At 39.2% G+C, this 22,060-nt stretch carries 15 protein-coding genes and 1 pseudogene; 2 read left to right on the plus strand and 14 right to left on the minus strand.

Annotated elements, in window-relative coordinates; genetic code table 11:
- Window positions 1-49: 49 nt before the first annotated feature.
- From AX663_RS03925 to AX663_RS03985, 13 genes and pseudogenes are all read right to left on the minus strand, one after another.
- Window positions 50-1,051, minus strand: coding sequence for a DNA/RNA non-specific endonuclease (locus tag AX663_RS03925; protein ID WP_060972754.1), 1,002 nt, complete (start codon window positions 1,049-1,051; stop codon window positions 50-52).
- Between the two features lie 147 nt (window positions 1,052-1,198).
- Window positions 1,199-4,198: a YSIRK-type signal peptide-containing protein gene (locus tag AX663_RS03930; RefSeq protein ID WP_060972787.1), complete on the minus strand. Its 3,000-nt coding sequence runs from the start codon at window positions 4,196-4,198 to the stop codon at window positions 1,199-1,201.
- A 530-nt stretch (window positions 4,199-4,728) separates the two neighbouring features.
- Window positions 4,729-5,628 carry an Rpn family recombination-promoting nuclease/putative transposase gene (locus AX663_RS03935; RefSeq protein WP_060972755.1) on the minus strand — a complete coding sequence of 300 codons (900 nt, stop codon included), beginning with the start codon at window positions 5,626-5,628 and terminating at the stop codon, window positions 4,729-4,731.
- 76 nt (window positions 5,629-5,704) lie between these two features.
- Window positions 5,705-7,306, minus strand: a complete 1,602-nt coding sequence (locus tag AX663_RS03940; RefSeq protein WP_060972756.1) for a type I restriction-modification system subunit M — start codon at window positions 7,304-7,306, stop codon at window positions 5,705-5,707.
- Window positions 7,307-7,327: 21 nt separating this feature from the next.
- Window positions 7,328-7,621: a helix-turn-helix domain-containing protein gene (locus AX663_RS03945; protein WP_021144391.1), complete on the minus strand. Its 294-nt coding sequence runs from the start codon at window positions 7,619-7,621 to the stop codon at window positions 7,328-7,330.
- Window positions 7,611-7,976, minus strand: coding sequence for a type II toxin-antitoxin system RelE/ParE family toxin (locus tag AX663_RS03950; protein ID WP_060972757.1), 366 nt, complete (start codon window positions 7,974-7,976; stop codon window positions 7,611-7,613). Before AX663_RS03950 ends, AX663_RS03945 begins: the two co-directional genes overlap by 11 nt.
- 165 nt (window positions 7,977-8,141) lie before the next feature.
- On the minus strand, window positions 8,142-9,371 hold the full coding sequence (locus AX663_RS03955; protein WP_060972758.1) for a restriction endonuclease subunit S: 1,230 nt from the start codon (window positions 9,369-9,371) through the stop codon (window positions 8,142-8,144).
- On the minus strand, window positions 9,364-13,320 hold the full coding sequence (locus tag AX663_RS03960; RefSeq protein WP_060972759.1) for a YobI family P-loop NTPase: 3,957 nt from the start codon (window positions 13,318-13,320) through the stop codon (window positions 9,364-9,366). The genes AX663_RS03955 and AX663_RS03960 overlap by 8 nt, the downstream gene beginning before the upstream one ends.
- A gap of 142 nt (window positions 13,321-13,462) precedes the next feature.
- Window positions 13,463-14,214: pseudogene (locus AX663_RS03965) on the minus strand (DUF6261 family protein).
- 18 nt (window positions 14,215-14,232) lie between these two features.
- On the minus strand, window positions 14,233-14,454 hold the full coding sequence (locus AX663_RS03970; RefSeq protein ID WP_060972760.1) for a hypothetical protein: 222 nt from the start codon (window positions 14,452-14,454) through the stop codon (window positions 14,233-14,235).
- 280 nt (window positions 14,455-14,734) lie between these two features.
- Window positions 14,735-17,728 (minus strand): type I restriction endonuclease subunit R, encoded by a 2,994-nt coding sequence (locus AX663_RS03975; protein ID WP_060972761.1) that lies wholly within the window; start codon window positions 17,726-17,728, stop codon window positions 14,735-14,737.
- Window positions 17,729-17,848: 120 nt separating this feature from the next.
- A complete protein-coding gene (locus AX663_RS03980; protein WP_060972762.1) occupies window positions 17,849-18,613 on the minus strand; it encodes an SDR family NAD(P)-dependent oxidoreductase in 765 nt (254 codons plus the stop codon).
- A 31-nt stretch (window positions 18,614-18,644) separates the two neighbouring features.
- Entirely contained in the window at window positions 18,645-19,802 is a 1,158-nt protein-coding gene (locus AX663_RS03985) for an Mbeg1-like protein (protein WP_060972763.1), read from the minus strand.
- Window positions 19,803-19,912: 110 nt separating this feature from the next.
- Here AX663_RS03985 and AX663_RS03990 point away from each other — a divergent pair, with 110 nt between their 5' ends.
- Window positions 19,913-20,539, plus strand: coding sequence for a Pr6Pr family membrane protein (locus AX663_RS03990; protein WP_060972764.1), 627 nt, complete (start codon window positions 19,913-19,915; stop codon window positions 20,537-20,539).
- A gap of 36 nt (window positions 20,540-20,575) precedes the next feature.
- Here AX663_RS03990 and AX663_RS03995 read toward each other — a convergent pair whose 3' ends face one another.
- On the minus strand, window positions 20,576-21,418 hold the full coding sequence (locus tag AX663_RS03995) for a Cof-type HAD-IIB family hydrolase (RefSeq protein WP_060972765.1): 843 nt from the start codon (window positions 21,416-21,418) through the stop codon (window positions 20,576-20,578).
- A 151-nt stretch (window positions 21,419-21,569) separates the two neighbouring features.
- Here AX663_RS03995 and AX663_RS04000 point away from each other — a divergent pair, with 151 nt between their 5' ends.
- Window positions 21,570-21,959 carry a hypothetical protein gene (locus AX663_RS04000; protein WP_060972766.1) on the plus strand — a complete coding sequence of 130 codons (390 nt, stop codon included), beginning with the start codon at window positions 21,570-21,572 and terminating at the stop codon, window positions 21,957-21,959.
- Window positions 21,960-22,060: the final 101 nt, after the last annotated feature.

Below are 22,060 nucleotides of genomic sequence, written 5' to 3' on the forward strand. Positions count from 1 at the left end.
TGTGAGCCGTTTTACAAAAAAACTGGACATCTTGTCCAGCTTTTTTTTATTACTCTTTAGACGTGTGTCGTTTGCCTTGGGCTAGGGCATCTGCTTCTGTCATAGTAACGACATTTGCTTTGTTGGTGTTGCTAGGCATACTATTGATGTCATACCAATAAACATCTGCTGTTCCATGACGCGCCACATAAACTGTTCTATTCTCTTCTTGTATAGGTTGCACAGGCTCTGGTTCAGAACTTGGTTGTTCAGTCACCTGTGAACTCTCAGAACTAGGCTCAGATGGTGCTTCAGTAAATTCAGTTACCGTATTTGTTGCTGTCCCATCTGCATAATTAATTTCTGCATTTGGTGATTGGTTATCTAAGACAACATGTGTAACTCCCTGACTATCAAGAGTCTCCTTATCTCCACCAAGTTTAATTTCCAAGAGATTTCCAGAACTATCGATACCAACATACTGAAGTTCCACTTGACGAGGCAACAACTCGTCTCCACTGTAGATAGCTGTTACCTTATAATCTAACCAATAGTTAGGGTGGAGTGCCAGCCAGTTATCCAAGCGATTCTCGTAATAAAGCATGCCTGACTGATTACCTTCGTCGGTTCCTTTATAATTTCCAGAGTTCAACCAGGCAGTCATAGGTACTAAATTCTTGCCCTCGTCATTGACACCAGAAAACTGATAGCCAATCAAATGTCCTCGATTCATTAACCAAGATTTTGATTTACCATCACCATAATAAAACTTATAGTTATGCCATCCTACAGGATCATATTTTATTTTACCGGGGCGTTTATTCTTTGGCTCGTCCTTATCTTGTAACTGTATATGAGCACTGTGGGCACGTCCTAACTGGTCCTTTTCCTCCATGACAAACTGCTTTTGACCATTAAAAGCTAATATACCGTTGTTCTCATCCGCTTGAGCTACTTGAGAGCTTACAGTCAACGATTGTTTGCTAGTATCTACTGAAAATCCGAAACCTAAAGTAAATACTAAAACAAGAAGAGCAAATAAACGAATCCTACTATTTCTTTTTTCTTTCATTGTCTTAACTCCTTAATTTTTTATCACTTTAATTATACAGGACCAAATCAAAGTAGATGATTAAAAATAAAGAATAATGATATTAGCCATCTTAGAACTTGCTTAAAAAAACAAGAAACATCCATTTTATTGGATGCTTCTTACCTATTATTTACCTGCTTTTTTACCTTGTTTTGTAAGGTAAACTGTAGATATACTTAGTGCCGCAGCAACTCCGACAAGAAGGAAGACCGTTGTCGTATTAGACTTACCTTTTTCTTTTGAGGTGCTAGCTTGACTTTCAGAACCCTTAGCAACCTGGTTTGCCTCAGTTGTTTTATCAATACGGGCGACATTCTTAGGTGTCTCATCCTTCTTGCTTTCCGCCAATTCTGACAAATCATTGCTAATCTCTTTAGCTACACCTTCAGAGCTTGTAAGTGATGCTGCTTCTGAGGCTAATGTTTCAGATGCCATAACCGCCATGACTTTACTTGCAATCACATCCACAGATTTCTCATTCAACAGAGAATTAAAGCGAATAGCTTCTAAGGCGAGCTGACTGCTTGTTATAGGGGTTTTTAGGTCATTGTTATAAGCGACCTGACTATTTGGCGAAATGCTGACAACTTCAGATGTACTTGCTGTTGTTGGTGCTTCGGAAACTTTGACGTCAACCTGACTTGTTGAACCTTTTTCAATAACTTCTGAAGAAACCTCGCTTATCGGATCCTTTTGTGTACTTTCTGAAGTTGGAGATTTCTCTGGGCTGTCAGAAGTAATTACTACGTCAACCTGACTGGTAGATGAAGCTACTGAAGTATCCTCACTCTTTGGTGACTCAGAGGCTGGAGCAGTCGAGCTGGCTTCACTCTTTGGTATTTCTGATGCCGAAGTCTCAGAGACCACTTCACTGTTTGGTGATTCGGAAACCGGAGTGCTTGATCCTGCTTCACTCTTTGGTGTTTCTGATGCTGAAGTTTCAGAAGTCACTTCACTGTTGGAAGTCTCAGAAACTGGGGCGCTTGAGGTTGCTTCACTCTTTGGTGCTTCTGATGCTGAAGTTTCGGAAACTACTTCACTATTGGATGCTTCAGAAACTGGAGTACTTGAATCTGCTTCACTCTTTGGTGTTTCTGATGCCGAAGTTTCAGAGACTGGATTATTGACTGGCTTTGGCTCAGGCTTTGTTGGAGAAACTGTTGAAACAGCTCCAACAATCGTCGCCTTATTGTCAATCGTATTATTTGATAAACGGATTTCTCCATTACCATTGTCACCCATCTCAAAGTTTTTGGTAATCACCGGCTCAGCCAAGGTATTCAATAGCTTATTATCGTAGATATCAACATTCTTGATTGTTCCACGAACTTGTTGGAAATCAATGGCACCACGATGGAGGTTATAGAGGTCATTAGTTGTCCCTGAACGTAGAATGGTATTGTCATGAATCTTAATTCCAGAATCATTGAGGTCAAAATCGTGGCCTGCAAAGACTGTGTTTACACGGATACCTGCTCCAGCAAAGACGTCCTTGATGAGGTTTCCTGAGATTTCATGACCCTTACCACCAAAAATACCGATACCAGCCGCACGCCAGCCTGATTCAATGGTGTTGTTGAGGAATTTATTATTTTCCTCGGCTGCGGCATTTGTCCCATCTGAAATACTTGACCAGATAGCCAAACCATCATCACCATTCCCACGGATGTTAGAGTTTTTAACCGTTGAATTCTTGGTTCCTTGAGCAAAGTTAATACCATCAGCCAAGTTATTACGGATACGAGCGTTTTCAACAACAAGACCGTCCGTATACTTCATATTTCCCGTCTGGTCGTAGTCTCCAATCCACATACCAACTTCAAAATGCTGAACCCAGATATCGTAAATTTTCGAATCCTTACCAAGTGTTCCCGAAATAGCCTTGTACTGTGCATCCTCATTGTAACGAGAGGTTAAGTTGGAATCCATATAAAGATTGCTCAACTCAATACCATTACTGTTATGACCAAAGACAATACCACCACCATAGCGTTTGTCACTTGTGAAGTGTAGTTGCGTATGCCAAACACCGGCACCTGAAATTTTTAGATTATCAGCTTCGATATTAACTTGTTTGTCAAAATTGAAACGTCCTTCTGGAATATAGACAGATTTTCCATTGGCTTTAGCTTCTTCAACAGCCGCAAGTAGGGCAGCTGTGTCGTCACTATCATCATTGGCAGATGCACCCTTATCCACAATACTGATGCTATTTTCACCTTGGGCAACTGGCGCTGGAGCCTGTTCTAGCTCAATAAAATCAATACCATAAGGGACATTGTCATCTTTCTTCTTAACCAAAGAAATCTTATCACCAGATTTCAATTGGATGTCCTTGAGGAGAAGACGTGTCTCATCAAAACGGAAGCGTGCACTTGATCCATCAACGACTTGATCATATTCGTGGTCACCTTTAAGGTACTGCCATGCTGAGTGAGATGACAAATCAAGATTACCAACGCTTGAACCATTAACCTGCACATCCAACTGACCTGATGCACCATCAGGTATTGTATAACGCACATTCAAAGCATTGGCTGGCTCGGTGACATTGAAAGTAACTGCTGCATCTTTTTTAGGAAGCTCGACATAAGTTTGGTTCGTCGCTTCCACGGCCGTAGATTCCATGTCAGTTGACTGTTGGATTGTAGCTCCATTTTCGATAGTCGCATTTTCTGCTTCATGAGTCGTGTAAGGCATTTTGGCACCGTAGGCATCTGTGTTATACTCCTTGCCTTGTCCTTGACCCTCAGTCGCATTGGTTAAGACATTTGCTGACGTTCCTTGATTTTGAGAGGTGCCTGTCTCAATCACTTGATCGATGGTCGGAGTCTGCTCAGCTGCTTGAACAGTCCTTACCTGAGGTTGAGACGGCATAATATTGGCAGGCTGAGAAGCTTGCACACTCTCTGATGCTAGCTCTGAAGTCGCCAACTGAGCTGTTGAAACCGCTTGAGGGGCCTGCGCTTGATTTGAAGCATCAGTCAAGTCACTAATCGATTGTGCCTCGTCAGCCTGAACTGCTTGCCCATTGGCAAGGGCCATGAAGCCAATCAAAGCCGATGCTGCCCCAATGGAATATTTTCGGATGCTGTACTTTGGTTTTGTTTTACTTTCTCTAAACAAGTTAATTCTCCCGATACTTTTTTTCACAATCTCTCCATTTTAGTTTTAAGCTATTCTCGAACTAAAAACAGAGACTCTTAAATATTTGATGTACTTAATGATGCTGTTGTTTCTTTAATCCAAAACAAACCAAAACAAATTATAAGTCATGAGAACACAAAATAAAAGGCTAAGTAATCCATTTTAACAAGGCCTTAACAAAAATGTCATATTAGAAAGTTCAGTCATTCATTTCTAAATTATAGTCTAAAAGTGTCGCACAAAAAGGTAATTTCTTTCACGTGTAAGAAAGACAAACATCTAATTTCCCTCCAATCCTTATTTAGCAAGATTTATCGGCTAAAACAATCATATTGTTTTAAATCTGTTTTCTCAGATTTCTGTCAAACGTTTGACAGTCTTTTTTAATTTTATCTTTCAAAGTATTATTTTCCGAATGTTTTAGTATTACAAATGTTAAACGACTAAAAATAAAAACAGAGACAAAAACTGCCTCTGACTTTTCAAAAAAATGATTAAATCAACTGATTTTAAGATAACAATGTCTCTAGCTCTTCACTCGATAACCCTGTCACATCTGACACCACTTCTAACGGTAAACCCTTTGATAACATCTTTCGAATCAGTTCTAGACGCTCCTCATGACGGCCTCGTTCTAACCCTTGTTCCAATCCTTCTTCACGTGCTTCATCGATAGCTGTTTCCATAGTCATGTCATAATTTTCTTGAATACGTATGCGTTCATCAATCATCGCCTTTTCCTCCTGTGTCCAGCTGGATGAATCCAGTAATGAATCGGCATGCGTGACCGCTCGGCTAGGTTCCTTAGAAAATGGGAGATTCCCAAAAAACTCTAGCCACTGCCGCCCTTCATCCGTAATATGTTTACCTTTATTATACTTATCCAACTCTAAAAAGGCAATCTGAAGAAGGTTTTGCCGTTTCCCATCCTTATAGAAAGAACACAAAGGCTTGCCCGTCCGACTATTGGCCATCCAATAAGTATTAATCGGGGACTCCTCATCTGGCAACAAGGTCTTCTCCAAGATAGCTATGCCATAGACTGGCTCCATCTGCTCATACATCTTATGAGTCTGTCCTTGTTGGCGTAATTGTTGCACATTTTCCACCAGCTGGTTAGCCAAATAATAATGAAAACGATTGAGAAAATAATGCTGCTTACGCACCTGAATCTCAATAATGACCTCAGTTCCATCATTCAACTTAGCCCGAACATCCACTGACGTTGAGAAAAGCTCATCCCCCTCAAAGTCCTTTTTATGAAGCTGTGTCCCCTCCAAAATCTGAGCATCCACAACATCCAAATCCAAAATATCTCTAATAAAAGCAACCGTCACCTCAGGTAGGCTAAAAATCTTCTTAGCCATAATATCCAAGGTCGGTGAGACATGCTTATGTCTTTTTTCCATTTACCTCTCCTTAAGAAAAAATAGAGGGTTGACCCCTCTACTTCTATTATTCGGAAAAAGCAAATGAAAGATGCAATTACCCCTTAAATGCTTCGACAAATTCCTTGAGTTCTTCATCTGCTTCTTTGGTCGTTCCATGAAGACGGTGAAGCATGTCGAGAAGGGATGCTGTCTGACTTTCGATCGTCGCATTAGTCTCGTTAATCTTAGCCACAATCTCGGTCAAGGGCTCCACTTCTTCTTCCTCAAAGGTATCCACATAGCGAGGAATATTAAGGTTGTAGTCATTTTCAACAATCTCTTCAAAACTAGCCAGATGGGCAAACTTGTCCATATCCTCACGGCTCTTATAAGCATCGAGAATCTTCTCAATATGGGCATCCGTCATGATGTTCTGATTTTTCCCCTTATCAAACTCCTTAGAGGCATCGATAAAGTAAACATCACGATTGGTGCGGTTCTTTTTGAGAATGATAACCGTCGTCGGAATACTGGTGTTAAAGAAAATATTAGCAGGCAGACCGATAACCGTATCAATGGCACCCTCTTCTAACAAAGCCTTACGAATAGTCCCTTCAGCGTTACCACGGAAGAGTACCCCGTGAGGTAGGACAATGGCCATGACACCATTATCTTGTTTCAAGTGATAGTAACCATGCAAGAGGAAGGCAAAATCAGCCTTAGACTTAGGTGCTAGTTTCCCAAATGGTGAGAATCGGGGGTCATCCATGAAACCTGAGCTGGCAGACCACTTGGCTGAATAAGGTGGGTTCATGAGAACACCGTCAAAGTTAGTCGGCTCTTGGGTTGGCCAATCTTCATCCAAGGTATCAGCGTTGTGTAAAAACTGGTTTTCAATCGGCACACCGTGCAGAATCATGTTCATACGTGCCAGGTTATAAGTTGAGGTGTTCAACTCTTGACCAAAGTAAACCACTGTCTGTGGTTGACGTGAATAGCGTTTGGCATTAAGCAAGAGCGATCCTGACCCCATAGTCGCATCATAAAGGGTAAAGCCTTGCTTGTCCTCACGACCTAAAAAGGCAATCTGAGTCATGAGCTTGGCTACAGGCTGGGGCGTATAGAACTCTCCTGCCTTCTTACCAGAGTCGGTCGCAAACTGACCTATCAAATACTCGTAAGCATCCCCAAGCATATCGCCCGCATGACCTGCCACATCTAGGACCGCCAACTCTTTCATTACAGCCGCAACTGTCTGGTTTTGCTTTTGAGGAGTCGCTCCAAGTTTCTTAGAGTAAAGGTCGATGTCTTCAAAAAGGTTTTCATAAAGCTCGTCACTCTGCTCAATATCACGGAAGCCCTGAGCCAAGTCCTCTAACTGAAAGCTTCCATCGTTCACTCGCTCCACTAAAGCCGTAAAGGTCAAGTCAGGATGAATGGCATAACTCATCTCATCAGTGATAACTTCCAAGAGCTCCTCGTGAGTCTCCTCGTCCTCGTAGTATTTACGATAGACCGCCAATGCCTCTTCCAAGCTCTCTGTCTCTTTCTCCATGGTCTCTGCCACGAAAAAGAGCATCTTGTCCGACAAATACTTGTAAAAGACCATGCCCAAGAGATAAGACTTATAGTCATTAGCATCCATTTTAGAGCGGAGCACATCCGCTGAGTTCCACAGAGCTTGGTAGAGCGACTGGGAGGTTTGTGTTGTTTCCATAATAGTTCTTTCTGATTTCTTTTAGACCTTTTCTTGTTCCAGTGGGACGACAGCGAGGGTCTTGCCCAGACTGGCTAAGACTTTCAAGACCGTGTCCAATTGAGGGCTGGTCTTTCCTGTCTCCATCCGAGCGATGACCGGTTGGCTGACCCCACTAAGTTCTTCTAGTTTCTTTTGGCTAATGCCCTTTTCATGCCGAGCTTCGATCAGCTCTGTCATAATCGCGACCCGCAGATCACTTTCCAGGATTTCTTCCTTGGTGAAGAGCTCTGCTCTCACATCTTTCCAATTGCTGCCAATGGCACTATTCTTCATCTCTTAGCCCTCTTTCTTTCAAATCTTGCAACTCCCGCTTGGCTTTCTCGATCTCTCGTCTAGGTGTCTTCTGCGTCTTTTTGACAAAATGATGCAGTAAGACAAAGCTCCCATCCAGCCAAGCCACGAATAAAATCCGATCCCGCAAGGGTCTCAACTCCCAGATCTCCGCATCCAGATGCTTGATGTAGGGTTGGCCAACACGGGTTCCATGCTGGCTCAAAAGTTCAATATAGTCGTTGAGCTTGTTAAGCTTTATCCGACTGTCCTTGCTATCGTGACGAGCTAGCTCCCTCATGTAGTCCAAGACCGGTTGATTCCCCTGTTTGTCCTTATAAAAATAAATATCGTGCACAAAGCAACCTCTTTTCGAATATATTATAACTTTAAAGTTATTAAAAGTAAATCCTTTTAAGTTATTAAATACTAAGGAGCACCCTTTGAAAGAATCAAGAGGGCTCACTTATATTATTCGAAAGAGGCTGTGCTTATGGATGCTGATAAGGTTATTTTTTGAAGGTTAGATAAACATATCTTGTAAGAGTTTCTTTTTCAGTGTTTCTAGCTGAGAAATTTTTTCTTGGTAAGAGTTGATAAGGTTATCGAGGTTTGAGAAATAGGCACCGATGGCTTGTTGTTCAGTGATAGATGGAAATACAATAGGCATTTTGAGAAAAATAGAATCCTTTATAGCAAATCTATCTGCACGAGCACCTGAATCACCATTTAACCTCATAAATTTGTGCCAAGTATTGGTATCAAAAAACGTTTCTAAGAAATCTAAATCAATATTTGAGTTTACAACTCTAAAGACAAAGTATAACGGTGACATAACACCAGTTCTCCCTAGTTTATTTCGTTTAACTGGTCCTACAGGAGCATAGTTTGAAATCCTTGGATTATAAACAAAATCATTATTTCTTACAACGTAATATGTATTTAAACTTTTTTCATTAGAAATATCTTTATCAAAAAAATCTCTTTGATTAATAATTCCAAATTCTGCTGAATTTGTAAAAGTTTCATTAAAATTATTATGTTTGTTTTTTTCTATTACTTTTTGACAGATATCATGTAATTGTACCTCTATCCACTCACCTTCAAATCCATCTAAACGAATCTCAGGTACCGTCTGTCCAGCTTTGGGAAACATCTTGAAGAGCATGGTCGCCTTGAGAGATTGGTAGTTGGCGAGATTGTCCTTGTAGCTAACCAGAAGGTCGTTGAGGGTACGGAAGAGGGAACCGATGGCGGATTGTTCGTCTGGACTAGGAACTGGAACTTTGGTATTACGTAGAGTTTCTAGTCCCAAAAATTTTTGAGTGTTCCCAGCCATTTCAATTTGAATATATTTATTGAATATGTTCGTTTTTAAATATTGCAATAAAAATTGATTTTGTATTTGTCCACCATTTTTTATCAATCCTACATTTTTTATAGCAAATCCGTCTGAGTCAACTAAAACCGGCTTTCCAATTGTACCAATAAGCCCAAGCAAAATATCACCGGTTTCCACTTTGGAACGTTTATTAATTTCATTATAATCTGACTCAGAAATCAACGATACATCATTTAAACTTAACCCAGAATCTGTTAAATTCTTTGACGTTACTAAAGGATAGCCATTTTCAATATATTTTGGAGATGAGTGAGTCCCATCTCGAACGTCTTTTACTGCTTTTAATTCTGTATATGACCAATGATTCAAAAAAATCTTAAATTTTATTGGAGGAATCCTATTTTTATTCATTATTTTCTCCCAAGCTATCTTTGAATTCAATCTGTTTATTTCTAAATCCATATAGGTGTAATACAGAATATACACGTCTGGACTTATCAGAAATTAACTCCCTTTTCTTTAAGTAATCTAGAAGTGCCATATTAAATTCAGAAACTGATACCTTCACATCCTGATTACCTTTTCCACCATTACCTTCATTTTGATTTAATTTTTCAAATGCAACTTCCCATTCATTATAGATATCATCATCGATTTGTTCCTTCAAAATTTGCATAATATCTGGTAGTTCTAGTAAATCTAAATAATTACCTAAAAAAGTAAGCTTATCTACTTCTATTTGACTGTCCGAATCAGAAATCAATTTTTTTAAAAGTTTTTGCTTATGTTCAATTGAAACATCATTCGCATTCAGTATAGATTCATACAATAAATAGCTAACTCCTTTTTCATCAAGTTCTATAAATTGTTTTATATATTTTTTGACAAGATTCTGAATTTTACTTTGAATTTCATTTTCTACATTCTCATATGTATCTTTGGTTAATAAATATTCAAAATCATCCTGATTAAAATGATTATCTAAAAGAAATTCTAATATTTCTACTTTATATATTTCATCAAGGTCTGGATCTTCTACCCATTCTTTCATTGTTTCTTCATCACGAATATCTTTTGCAGTCTTTAAATAATTAAATTTATTCATCCTGATAAAATAAGCTAAATGTTCTGGATAGTTCTGACGTATAAATTCAAGATTTTCTTCATTAAATTCTATCAACTCATATCCTATAAAAAACCTCATAGGTTCATCATCGATATCAATCTCATCCATTTTTTTAAAATAATGATAGCCGATTTCATTTAATAATCTTATTCTGACGTTTTTATTTATATTTGATTGTTGTAAAACAAAATCTTCAAATTCTTCTTGTAATTCCTTATCTAGTTTTACATATATCTCTTTATCAAGCTCAAAATTTTCATTATGGTTAATAAAATCTACTAGGAAATCAATCTCTTTGCCATATTGAACAAAATAGTCTAAAACAACATCCGTGTTTATCACTGCTTTTTTATTATGAACGAGATTTTGTACTAATAGTTCTCGATTTTCATTATATAGATCATTGAATTCATTTCGTGTATAAATGATATAAAAATCTGGAATACTAGCAATGATCTTTTCTGCTAAAGTAACCATTTTATTATTTTCATCATTATTTTGATCATCAAACTCTCCGTTTCCTACCTTTTCCTGAGGTAATTGATGATTAAATACAACATTATTATTTAACAATTGTTCAATATACTCAGGTTTATCTCGCATAGTACCCTCTGATAGAGTAATATACATTAGAATATACTTTAGAAATTCTTCATCAGAAGATTGACAATAATACATTAAGGGTTTTAATCCATTTTGACTAGTCATGATTTCATAATTTTTATGTTTTACATCTGATAACTCTGTGCCCATATCAGAATACCGTTTCATGAAAAATAGTACATTAAATTTGCAAATATCGTATAAGCTATTCTTATAAATATAATTCAGCACATTTTCCTCATATTCTTGACTCGGAAAAGTAAATTTCTTAATTTTAATATTTAAGTACGAAAGGTTTGTACTAAACTGGTCAAAATTGTAGTCATTAGTATGTAATAACACTTCTTGATTAGTCTCTATGTGTCTAGCCAACTGTTCTCTAACATCTTTAGTATAATTACTTAAATCAACTAAATTCATTAACGATAATATCAATCGACTTTTATAAATATGACCATATTCATTAGTATCATTTTTTATAAAATCAGCAAATAGAAATGAATTATACTGTAAGAAATTTTCGAAAAATAACTTAGTTACCATTTCCTTAGAATTCGATTCTTTATTCCAGTCCAATCTAGGAAGTTCATCATAAAATTCCATTAAAAAATCTAAAATGTTTTCTTGATGAAGGACTTCGTTCAACTCCTCTTTATGACTCTCTGAATATAATAGATATCTATATAAATCATAATTCAATACATTACTACTTTTGAAATTTTTTACTTCTAAATAATTAAAGATTTCATCAAAATTTTTAATAAAAATGTCATAATTGTTATGTCGCCCAGAAATAACATTCCTCAAGTATTCCTTTTCAACTACCGTTATCGTATTCTCATAGAAATGAGTCAAGTAATCTTGATAGCTCTCATCAATATAACCATTTCTAATTAGGAAAGAAATTATTGAGAATTGAGGATTCTTTCTTATTTCTTCAGTAAAATCACTTTTAAAATCATCAATATCTGTAGCATATTGGTAAACATCTGATAATCTATAACTATCTAGTTTCTCAAGCTCATCGTTCTTTTTCTTAATTTCTTTTTCCAATTTTTCTATTAGCTTCTTATTCCTAATATTCTCTAAACGTTCTTGAAATTCTGGAGTATTTATATCTGGGAATATAGAGTCAATATCCTCAATACTTTCAAATTGATTATAATCTGCATTATAATAACTATTAAAGGAGCATATTTTACTGTCAGCTGCAAGTAACTCTTTTATATAATCTGAACGCGTTGAAAAATCTGATTCAAATTTTCTATTTACTTTAATTACTTTTCTCCCATATGGTACTTTCAAAATAGTTCCATATAATTCAAGCTCGTCGTTTAATTGTTCTTCATCTGCCTTCTCTATCTTTTTCTCCAATTCTTTTATCTTACTATTTAATTCCTCCTTACGATTTTTTAATGCTATTTCTTTTGAGTTCAACAATTCGTATAAATATCCTTGATTTCTTTGCAAAAGTGAAAAATCTTTAGGGAAAATATTTTTATAGACTACCATTGAAAACAGTTTCTCATAATCTAGCTTTAAAGTATTTAATGTGTCTTTATAAGTCAGATACTCATTACAAATATTATTAATTAATCTCATATCATCTAGATACAAAGAAATATTAAATAAAAAAGTTTTATCTAGACTATCGTATTCCCGCATTTCTGTTAGCAATTCTTTCAGTATTTCATTGGAATTTGAGGCTGTTACAACAGGGACTATAGGAATAATAAAATCAAAAAACTTCGTTCTATCTTGTGATTCAAACAAATCATCCTTTACAAGATAGAAAAACACCAGCTTGGAGTCGCCACATATCTTTCTTTTTCTATTGATAACTATATTTAATTCCTTCAATTTTTCAAAAATTCTAGAATCATTAAAACGTTCAATATCTTCAAATACTATAACATCTGCTTTAGACTGCCTAAACAAATAAAGTACATCATCTAAGTAACGATCAAAGTAAGAGACTTTGGAACTATCATTTGAAAAGATTTCAATATCAGTTTCAATTTTTTCTGCCTTGAATGATAACTTTTTAATGAAACCCAAATCTTTTTGTAGCTTCAGTAAAAGATAAATTCCATATATAATTAAAACAAATAAAAATACTAGTACAAGAAGGGAAATAATAGGTTTCGTAGTCCAAGATAACCAAGAAAAGTTATTGACTAAGCCATTCCACGAAGAAAAATTTAGTAAGTATAAGAGTAATAATAATACTAAACCTAAATAGATAGAGATATTAAAAGGTTTAATCTGCGATTCTGCATCAAGAGTTTTAAAAATGGATTTCCTTATTTGATTAGGATTAATTTGATGAAGTAATTGATTGATTATTTTTCCTTCTATGGTATTGATTTGACGATTATTGAGCCCATTTTTTTCACTACCTATTGTTTCATCATACTGCCCTAAAGAAATATGAATGAATTTTTTATCTGTACATTTCCTCTCAAAACTCTCAACAACACTACTTTTACCTGCTCCATAATTCCCAGTAATAGCTACGTTGGTTACTTCCGAATTTATGCCAATCGCAAATTCAAGTGCTCTTTCTGTCACTGGCTTTATTTCAACATCTTTATTTGAAGTAAGTGCTCGAAATTTATATTCTCTTTCCATTAATTTATCTCTCCCAATAATTACTATATGTTAAAATAATTACTATATGTTAAAATAATACCATTATATCAATTCTAACTCTGGATATAAAGCTTTTATATACAAAACGCCCCTTTAGAAATCAGTTCCTAAGGGGTTGTTTTTATCTTGCTACTTGTGTATTTTCTTCTGCTTTTACTTTCTTCGCCTTCTTACCTGAACTACTCAATCGTCGTTTACTATCTCGGATTGTATTGAGGTCTTTGAGGAGTTTGGTCAGGTGTTCTTTTTCAGGGTAGGCTTCTGCGCTGGCTGCGGTATAGCGCATAAGGAGGTCATAGATGCTGGTCAGTTTGGTACGGACTTGTCTGGTCTTGCCGACTTTCTTGGCAGACTTATGCGCACGCGCCTGACTTTCCACCTTATCATACTCTTCCTGCACACTGATCACCGCCGTCAGCATAGGTGTCAATCCTAGACTGGTAACCGCTGTCTGGTAGGGTTCGTCGCTTAGGGTTTTGAGCAGACTCTTGATTTCTGCCGTTTCCACATCATTGCTGTGCTTGGTGATATCCTTGTACTTGGAAAAAACTGGTTTCAGAGTCTCATGGGCTTTTTTGAGCTTGGTCTCCTTAATCTTAGAAAACCCTCTATGAAGAGTAAAGAGACCGACTAGGGTGCTATCACGATTGCGATCTGCTTCTGTTAGGTAAGTAGACCCTTTCTTTTCTACACTAGCAAGTTGTTCCTGAAAGTCTGCTAGTTTGGTCTTAGATGCTTAGCATACATAGACTCATCCTTATGTGGCTTAGTAAAGACTTCTAGGACTCGACTTGTATCAATCATCAAGCTTTCAAATTCTCGATTAGTAAAGTTAGTATAGATTAGCGGACGGATGTTATAAGTTTTTGTCATGTTGTGACCTTTCTATTTTTAATGATTATTTTCTATTTGTTCAAACCAATAATGGAACAATTCTGCTAAATAAAGTTGCGGCTGATTTGTCTTTACGATACTTCTTTGTCTATCCTTTGGAACCAAAGAACTTTCCTCTGTTTTATAGGCCTGTATTAAAATAGCTACGATTCCAATTAGACAGATCACCAAAAAGCTATGAATCCAATCATAATCAACTGTTTTGCTTTTCTTCACCATAATTTCCCCTTTAAGTTTATAGATAAATAGTAACAAATAAAAATGAAAATTTAAGCATCGTTGGCTCAACTGACTCTTTTTTCAGCTCAACAACACACTTTTAGAATTTTTGTAACGTTCACAGGACAAATCTGACATTTCAAAAAGAAAAAATCCCTATCTGACTGGACAAATACCTTGTCTGTCAGATAGAGACTTTTACTATTTTTAGATTTTAACCTTTCTAGCTTTAGAATACATATAAACTTTGGGTGATTCATATTTACGAGACTTCGAAGGGCTACCTCCCCACTCTCAACGGCTCAATCACCTTTTCGATCAGTTGGGTATAGGCTTCTTTGATTTGTTTTTTGTAGCTGAGTGGGTTGAGGGCGTCTGCTACTTCTGCCTTGTAGTCTTTGTAGCGTTGGCTCTTGGTCAGCTGGCTTTCGCCTGCTTGTTTTTTGGCGCCTTTGCGGTAGTGTTGGATATAGTAGCGGAGTTCGTCGGCTCCGATAAACCAGTTTTTAGCAAAGCTTACGATATGGCTATCGATGATGGATTCTATCATCTGGTCCAGAATATTGGCGATGGATTGACCTCTGTAGCGGTCTGGATTTGCCTGTACTTCTTGCCAAAGATCTGAGATGATCTGTGCAAGGTTTGGATTGGTCTTCTCCAGACTTTGGATATAGGTATCCACTGCTTCTATGTCCTGTGAGCTGAGACTCTTTTTCTGACTCTGCTCTTGCTCGATCAGGCTTTGGATCAAGGTCAAGATATAGGCGTAGTTAATCTCATCGACTTGAATAGACTCCAGTTCGTAGTGGATATCCAATGGCTCCCCATCCTCATTACCATCTTCTGAACGACTTTTAAGTTCAGCAAGGATGTTTTTGTAGAGACCGAGATAGGCTTCGAGCAATTCATCATCTAAGCCAGTCTCTTGGTAAATCTCAACTTCATCATACTCCTTGTATACTCGGATAGAAGCTAGATACTTATCAAACGCTTGATAGGCTTTGGCGACCTTACGGAGCTGCGCCGTTGGAGCCTGCTCGAGGGCGACTCCTTCTTCTTCGAAGTCTGTGACTTGGCCTTTAAACTCTGCCCAGGCTTTTAAGAAGTTGCGTTTCTCCTCTTCCCAGCTTGGCGCTAGGACATCATTTTCTCCACCATTTGAGTAGAGTTTAAGGGCATTATCTACTGCTTCCTTAAAAGCTAGGGGCTTTTGGAAAGTGATGATATGACCATAGGTTTTACTGGAGTCAAAGATGCGATTGGTTCGACTAAAGGCCTGAATCAAGTCCTGCGGTTGCATGGGCTTTCTGTCGATAAAGAGAGTCGACAAACAAGGGGCATCAAATCCCGTTAAGAGACGATTGACAACGATAACTAAGTCCAACTGCTCATTGCGATAGAGATATTTATCTTGCTTACGGGCAAGGCGGTTATTAACATCAGTGTTAAAACCACGAAGATCCGCCATGGTAAAGTGAGTACCAAACTCTTGTTTATAGTCTTCTAAGACTTGCTTCATATGGTCTTGGTTGGCTCTTGAGTCTTCCTCGTTTTCTGTGACAGAGTAGGTAATGGTAAATTTTGGAAAGTCTGGAAGGACCATCTTGACTCTCTCAGATACCTTGACTCGTGTTTGACCAGCCTTGACTCTTTTGAGAAGGTCATAGTAGGCTTGGGCTTGAGGGATGGACTTGACGGTTAGAATAGCATTGTAGGTATTACCCACACCTTTTTGAAAGCCTAGTTGTTGGCGCGATTTATTGATAATGGCATCCAAAACTTCCAGCATATGCTCCTCATTCTCGTAGACGGTATCTGGTATTTCACTTTCAGCCTTATCTGTGATGATGGTATTGCGGTAGTCGACCTTAAAGCCTAAGACAGCTCCATCATGGATGGCTTCCTTGACCGTGTATTCATGTAGGCGGTCGCCATACTGTTGGTGTGTAGTCTGAGCCAGGTCTCCCACTTGTTTGCGTTTGTTTTCCTTAAAGATCGGAGTCCCTGTAAAACCATACCAGAGTGAGTTTTTGAAGTAGGCCTTGATCTCTTTTTGCGTCTGTGGCGTAACAGCCCGGTGGCACTCATCCACAACAAAAGCTACACGGAGGTCCTTGATTTTTTCCGAATCTTTTTGATATTTACCTTCTCCAAACTTGCGCATCATGGTTGTGATTTTCTGGATAGTCGTCACAATCACACGCTTATCGTTTCCAGCCAAACGCTTGACCAATTCATGCGTATTGTCCGTCTCGTCGATGTCGATGACATCATTGGCCGCATAAGAGAGAAAGGACGAGGTCGTCTGCTGGTCCAGGTCTCTGCGGTCGACGACAAATATGGTCTTTTGAATGGCTGGAATCTGCAAGAGATTGCGAGCCACCTTGTAAGAGGTCAGGGTCTTGCCTGATCCGGTCGTATGCCAGATATAGCCCGACTCTTGACGGCGAGAGGCTTCCTGCACTGCTTCGATTGCGTGTATCTGGTAGGGGCGCAGGAGGATGAGGGCTTTCTTGCTATCGTCGATGACTGAGTACTGCATGACCATCTGATGGGCACGAGGGATGGAGAGGACCTCATGAGCAAAGTTATTGAGATCGATCATAGGCTGGTTATCCTTGTCCACCCACTTGGTCAGAAATTGTTTGTTTAGCTTACTTTCACGGGCTGCAGCGATATAGCGAGTGTCGACTTTATTGGTCACGACAAACATCTGCAAGCTGGAGTAAATACCCCGGAACTTGCCTTCACGGTCGTACTTTTTGATCTGATGAAAGGCATCTAGAAAGGCCACTCGGGGACTCTTGAGTTCGATATGGATGAGAGGCAGGCCATTGATCAGAAGGGTCGTATCCATCCGTCGATCCTGGTCTAGCGGATAGGCCTTGTCTCGTTCGACTTGGTTGACCACTTCATAGCTCGACTTACCAGCTGCGATATTGTCCCGCCAGATGACCGCTAAACGGATAGTCCCTAGACTAGCATCTTCTCGCTGGACTTCTACTTTGGCAATCCCATTTTCACCCGCTAGCCACTTGGCTGCTTCATAGTAGCTGACAAAGTTGAGCTGGTTCTTGATCTGGCGTTTTTCCTGCTCGGTCAAGGGATGGTCCGCCAGCAAGGCGACATTATTTTGCGCTAACTTCTCAAAAAAGTTGTCCCATAATTGACCTTCATTTTTTAAATCTGGGCGATAGGTCCACTGGCTCTCACCAGAGGTTAGCTGGTCGATTAATTGACGTTCTATCTCAAGTTCTGGAGTAACTGCTGGCATGACTTATCCTTTCAAAACTGTCGTAATCCCTTACATTATAGCATTTTCAAGATTTCTTTCATAGTTTTGGGAAAGTTCGAATAAAAAAACACAGCTTGGTGCCATGTTTTTATCATCTATTTACTCCCCCCTATAAATCGTAAACCCTGTGGCTTGTTGGTTAGCCATGATGGTCATGTCTGAAACCTGGACGCGTCGTGGTTGCTTGGTAACGTAGAGGACAGCATCCGCAATATCTTGGGCTTGGAGGGCTTCCAAACCTTGATAAACCTTGGCTGCCTTGTCCTTGTCACCGTGAAAGCGAACTTGTGAAAAGTCGGTCTCAACGATACCGGGCTGAATGGTTGTCACCTTGATATCTGTGGCAATGGTATCAATACGCAAACCATCGCTGAAAGTTTTCACTGCGGCCTTGGTAGCTGAATACACAGCTGCACCTGCATAGGCATAGATGCCCGCCGTAGAGCCCATATTGATGATATGGCCCTCATTGGCAGCTACCATGCTTGGCAAAATCTGACGTGTCACCATCATCAAGCCCTTGACATTGGTGTCGAGCATGGTCAGCAGATCCCACTCTTCATAGTCTTGATAAGCTGTTAGGCCTAGTGCCAGGCCTGCATTATTGACTAAAACATGGACTTGCCCCACACTTTTGAGAATGGCTTGGCAAACATCCTTGACCATGTCCATATCGGTAACATCCAGTGCAAAAGTCCAAACTTTTTGATTGGGATAGGTTGCTTGGAGCTCTTCTTTCAAGGCTTGAAGACGCTCCACACGGCGACCTGTTAGGATAAGATTTTCTCCCTCTTTAGCAAAGGCACGCGCCGTTGCTTCGCCAATTCCTGATGTTGCTCCTGTAATAAGTACGTTTTTAGGCATGATATCCTCCACTCCTATAGTCCAGCTGCCCCTAATCGTTATTTGTCAATTCACCCAACTTCTTGATAAAATCAGGAAGTTCAAGCTTGGGCAGGCTAGATTTCTTGTCCCCTGACTTCCAAAATATCGAGAGTAATTGGTTGAAACCGACTTGAAGAACCTTTTTTTGTTGGTCAGTAAGATTGCCAAATTCTTGCAACAGTTGACCTAGCTTAGGGAGAGTTTTGATACTAATATCGTCTAGACTCTCAATTCCAGAATCAAGAATGGTATCAAAGAACAAATCACAGACTTGCTTGAGTTGTTGATTGGGCAAGGTCTCAATCCACTCTTGGAAGGTTTCTTCCAAACGTTGACTCAACTCTGTTGGCTGGTTCTCATAAACAAAATCATTTGCCACTAAATCAACCTCCCAAGTCAAGGCGTTATGTTGAGCAAATCCAATGCCTTCTGCTGCGACTAGCTGGGCAGGCCTATCCCAATAGAGCATAACCCCCACAACAGAATCTTGAGGTCTAATAACTGTCATCCTGGCTTTTAACTCTTGGTAAGAAGGCTTCTCTAAGAGGGACTTCATCAAACCTGGGGAATCTAGGAGCAAAAGCTCTGCTATTTGCTCACGTAGAGCAGTCGAGCCTTGAACAGCCGCATAGAGGGCAAGATTACCACCCTTGGAATGTCCAGAAACAGCGATATGGCCACTGAGTTTTGGCAAGTGCTCAGACAGAAAGGCAATAGCTGAGCGATGGGCTGGAATTTCCCGACTGTAGGTCAGCTGAAAATCCTCCTTCCAGCCAATAACACTATCATCTGTCCCACGAAAAACAATCTGTTGGTAGTCCAGTTCAGGCAGGCTAAAAATCATGGCTGCAAACTGCTTTTCGACTTCCTTGTCCAAGACACTACAGTAGTCACTTAGATTAAGTCCAGCGAAACGCTTCGACCTGACCATGGCTTCAGCCAAATCTACCCGTTCCTTAGTCACCATGAAGGTATACTCAGGATTTAGCTCTTTATCCTCGGCATAGTCATGTAAATTGATGGTTTTCTGTAAATCACTTGCTGTGAGGCATTTTTCATAAGTCAGGTAGCCAATTTCATTGATGCAAACCTTATCCAAGATATTAAGTGGCTCTTGGTCAAAAGGCATATCCTTAACCTTTTCAAGATAATCGATTAGATTAGACATAGTAATCTCCTTGAAGTCTTTCTTACTTTGATTTTACTAGAATTTTCAAAAAATTGTTAGTGAAAAATGTGATATGATAAGAGAGATTATTTATTAGGAAAAGGAATCTTATGACTATTTCACGATTTTACCGTATTTTACTAGCTCTTTGTGGACTGGTAGGAGTCTCTATCCAAATCCATGATGATGGTTGGGGCATGCTACTCTATTACACTGTTTTGTCCAATATCCTCGTCTTTTCTAGTTTGATTTTCTTTATCATCTATGACTTTAAAAAAGGGGATGCGACGACTAACACAAAACTCTTGCGTTACAAGGGTGGTGTAACCATGGCCATCCTCATCACTGGAGTCATCTATCACATCCTCTTGGCTCCTATTACAGAACCTGAGAAATTCTGGACCCTCCGCAATTTCTTGGTTCACTATATTGTCCCTTGGGGATTGGTGCTTGATACCCTCATTTTCGATGCTAAGAAAGCCTACCGTCTCCGTGAACCAATTTACTGGTCAGTGGTCCCTCTGTCTTACTTTGCCTTTGCCCTTCTAAATGGCTTGGTTCTAAAACTCCCAATCCCAGGTGCCAAAGATAGCCCCTTCGCCTACTTCTTTATCAATGTCAATAAATTTGGTTGGAACAAGGTCTTGGTAAATGTCCTAGTCATCAGTGCCGGGTATATCGCTGTCGGCTATCTCTTGTACCTCTTGAAAAAATTTATCGGTCGTAAACCATCATAAAATACAAACTGAGCCCCAAAAGGAACTCAGTTTTTTCTATTGCAATAAACCCAATTTCTCAAAAGCCTTGTAGAGGCCATCAGCTTCAACATCGTCTGTTACAAAGTCTGCCATAGCCAAGATTTCTGGCCCACCATTTCCCATGGCAACCCCAACCTCACAGTATTCCAACATAGGGATATCAATCTTGGCATCGCCAAAAGCAATGGTCTCCGAACGCTCAGCCCCCAAATGTTCCAAAAGGACATCGATGGCATGGGCCTTGTTAATATCCTTAACACCTAGATCACCAAACAAGGCTGTTTCACCTCGACCTCCCCAAGTATGGGCTTCAAGCTGTGGAAAAGCTTCTTTTGAATCTAAATGGTCCTGATAGGATTCTAAAACGAAACTGACCTTGTTTAGGTCATCACGGTAGAGTTCTCTACCATACTGAAGGCCATGAAGAAAATCTTCTGGTTCCTTACCAGCGACAGACTCTTCTGACTGCCCCTTTTGAATGGCATAAGTCTTAAGTGTCTCACGTGCCCGCTCCCGGAAATCAGGACTGGCAAATAGACCGTTATTACTCTCAAGATAAAAAGCTAGATGACGTTGGGTCAACCAATCCACAATCTTAGCCGCATCTTCCTTAGAAATCAGCTGATGCATGAGGACTTGGCCATGATGCTCTACATAAGAGCCATTACCACCAATCATCCCATCCAAGCCAATTTCCCATAATTCTGGTTGCATTTCTGCCTTGCTACGACCAGTACAAACATAGACCAGATGGCCATTTTTACGGGCCTGACGAATAGCCTTTACTGCTGATTCTGGAATACGGTTATGATAATCCACCAAGGTCCCATCAACATCTAAAAAAATAAGTTTTGACATGTTTTCACCTCGAGTCTTCTTTTACTTTATTATACCCTGATACTGCTATAAGAGATACTACTATCCTCAGACAAACTGATACTATCCTACGATAGTATTCTTCTCAATCCAATGCATTGCCATTTCTCTTGAAAGAAGCTATGATGAAGGTATGAATGATTTAAAAACACTACTGAATCACCTACCCTATAAATTAGCAGCCTATGATGCTCAAGGAAACTTTCTCTACGACAACGGTGGCGCTGACGGTAGTTTCTTTCCCCGTGAAGATGAAAATCTGCCTGATTGGATCATGTCTGAAGTTCTAGCCTCTCCTACCAAAGAAAGAAGTTTTCAGATTCCAACTGACAGTTTTAATCAAGTCCTTATCCAGACCTACCAAGCTGCTATCGACAACGAAGGAAAGGTACTAGGATTTTGGGAAACCATTTATGATTTGAAGCAACCTCTCAAGACCTATCTGGATAACTCTGCTCAAGCTCTTGTCGCCTGGTCTGATGCCACTAGTGGCGCTAGTTTCAAGGAGGAAACTGACTTTTAAGCTAAATTTCTTGCTTTAATAAATGAAAAATTCACTTAATTCAAGACTAGCTCAAAACACCCTTATTCATAAAATGTGCCTAAGTCAGCACTACAAAGGCT

The organism is Streptococcus sp. CCH8-H5 (assembly GCF_001556505.1).
In the GTDB taxonomy this organism is placed as follows: Bacteria; Bacillota; Bacilli; order Lactobacillales; family Streptococcaceae; genus Streptococcus.

Coding starts and splice junctions, on each gene's coding strand:
- AX663_RS03985 (WP_060972763.1), bottom strand. CDS start 19,802: ATGTCTAATCTAATCGATTATCTTGAAAAGGTTAAGGATATGCCTTTT.
- AX663_RS03995 (WP_060972765.1), bottom strand. CDS start 21,418: ATGTCAAAACTTATTTTTTTAGATGTTGATGGGACCTTGGTGGATTAT.
- AX663_RS03940 (WP_060972756.1), bottom strand. CDS start 7,306: ATGGAAACAACACAAACCTCCCAGTCGCTCTACCAAGCTCTGTGGAAC.
- AX663_RS03990 (WP_060972764.1), top strand. CDS start 19,913: ATGACTATTTCACGATTTTACCGTATTTTACTAGCTCTTTGTGGACTG.
- AX663_RS03925 (WP_060972754.1), bottom strand. CDS start 1,051: ATGAAAGAAAAAAGAAATAGTAGGATTCGTTTATTTGCTCTTCTTGTT.
- AX663_RS03945 (WP_021144391.1), bottom strand. CDS start 7,621: ATGAAGAATAGTGCCATTGGCAGCAATTGGAAAGATGTGAGAGCAGAG.
- AX663_RS03975 (WP_060972761.1), bottom strand. CDS start 17,728: ATGCCAGCAGTTACTCCAGAACTTGAGATAGAACGTCAATTAATCGAC.
- AX663_RS03970 (WP_060972760.1), bottom strand. CDS start 14,454: ATGGTGAAGAAAAGCAAAACAGTTGATTATGATTGGATTCATAGCTTT.
- AX663_RS03935 (WP_060972755.1), bottom strand. CDS start 5,628: ATGGAAAAAAGACATAAGCATGTCTCACCGACCTTGGATATTATGGCT.
- AX663_RS03955 (WP_060972758.1), bottom strand. CDS start 9,371: ATGAATAAAAATAGGATTCCTCCAATAAAATTTAAGATTTTTTTGAAT.
- AX663_RS03960 (WP_060972759.1), bottom strand. CDS start 13,320: ATGGAAAGAGAATATAAATTTCGAGCACTTACTTCAAATAAAGATGTT.
- AX663_RS04000 (WP_060972766.1), top strand. CDS start 21,570: ATGAATGATTTAAAAACACTACTGAATCACCTACCCTATAAATTAGCA.
- AX663_RS03980 (WP_060972762.1), bottom strand. CDS start 18,613: ATGCCTAAAAACGTACTTATTACAGGAGCAACATCAGGAATTGGCGAA.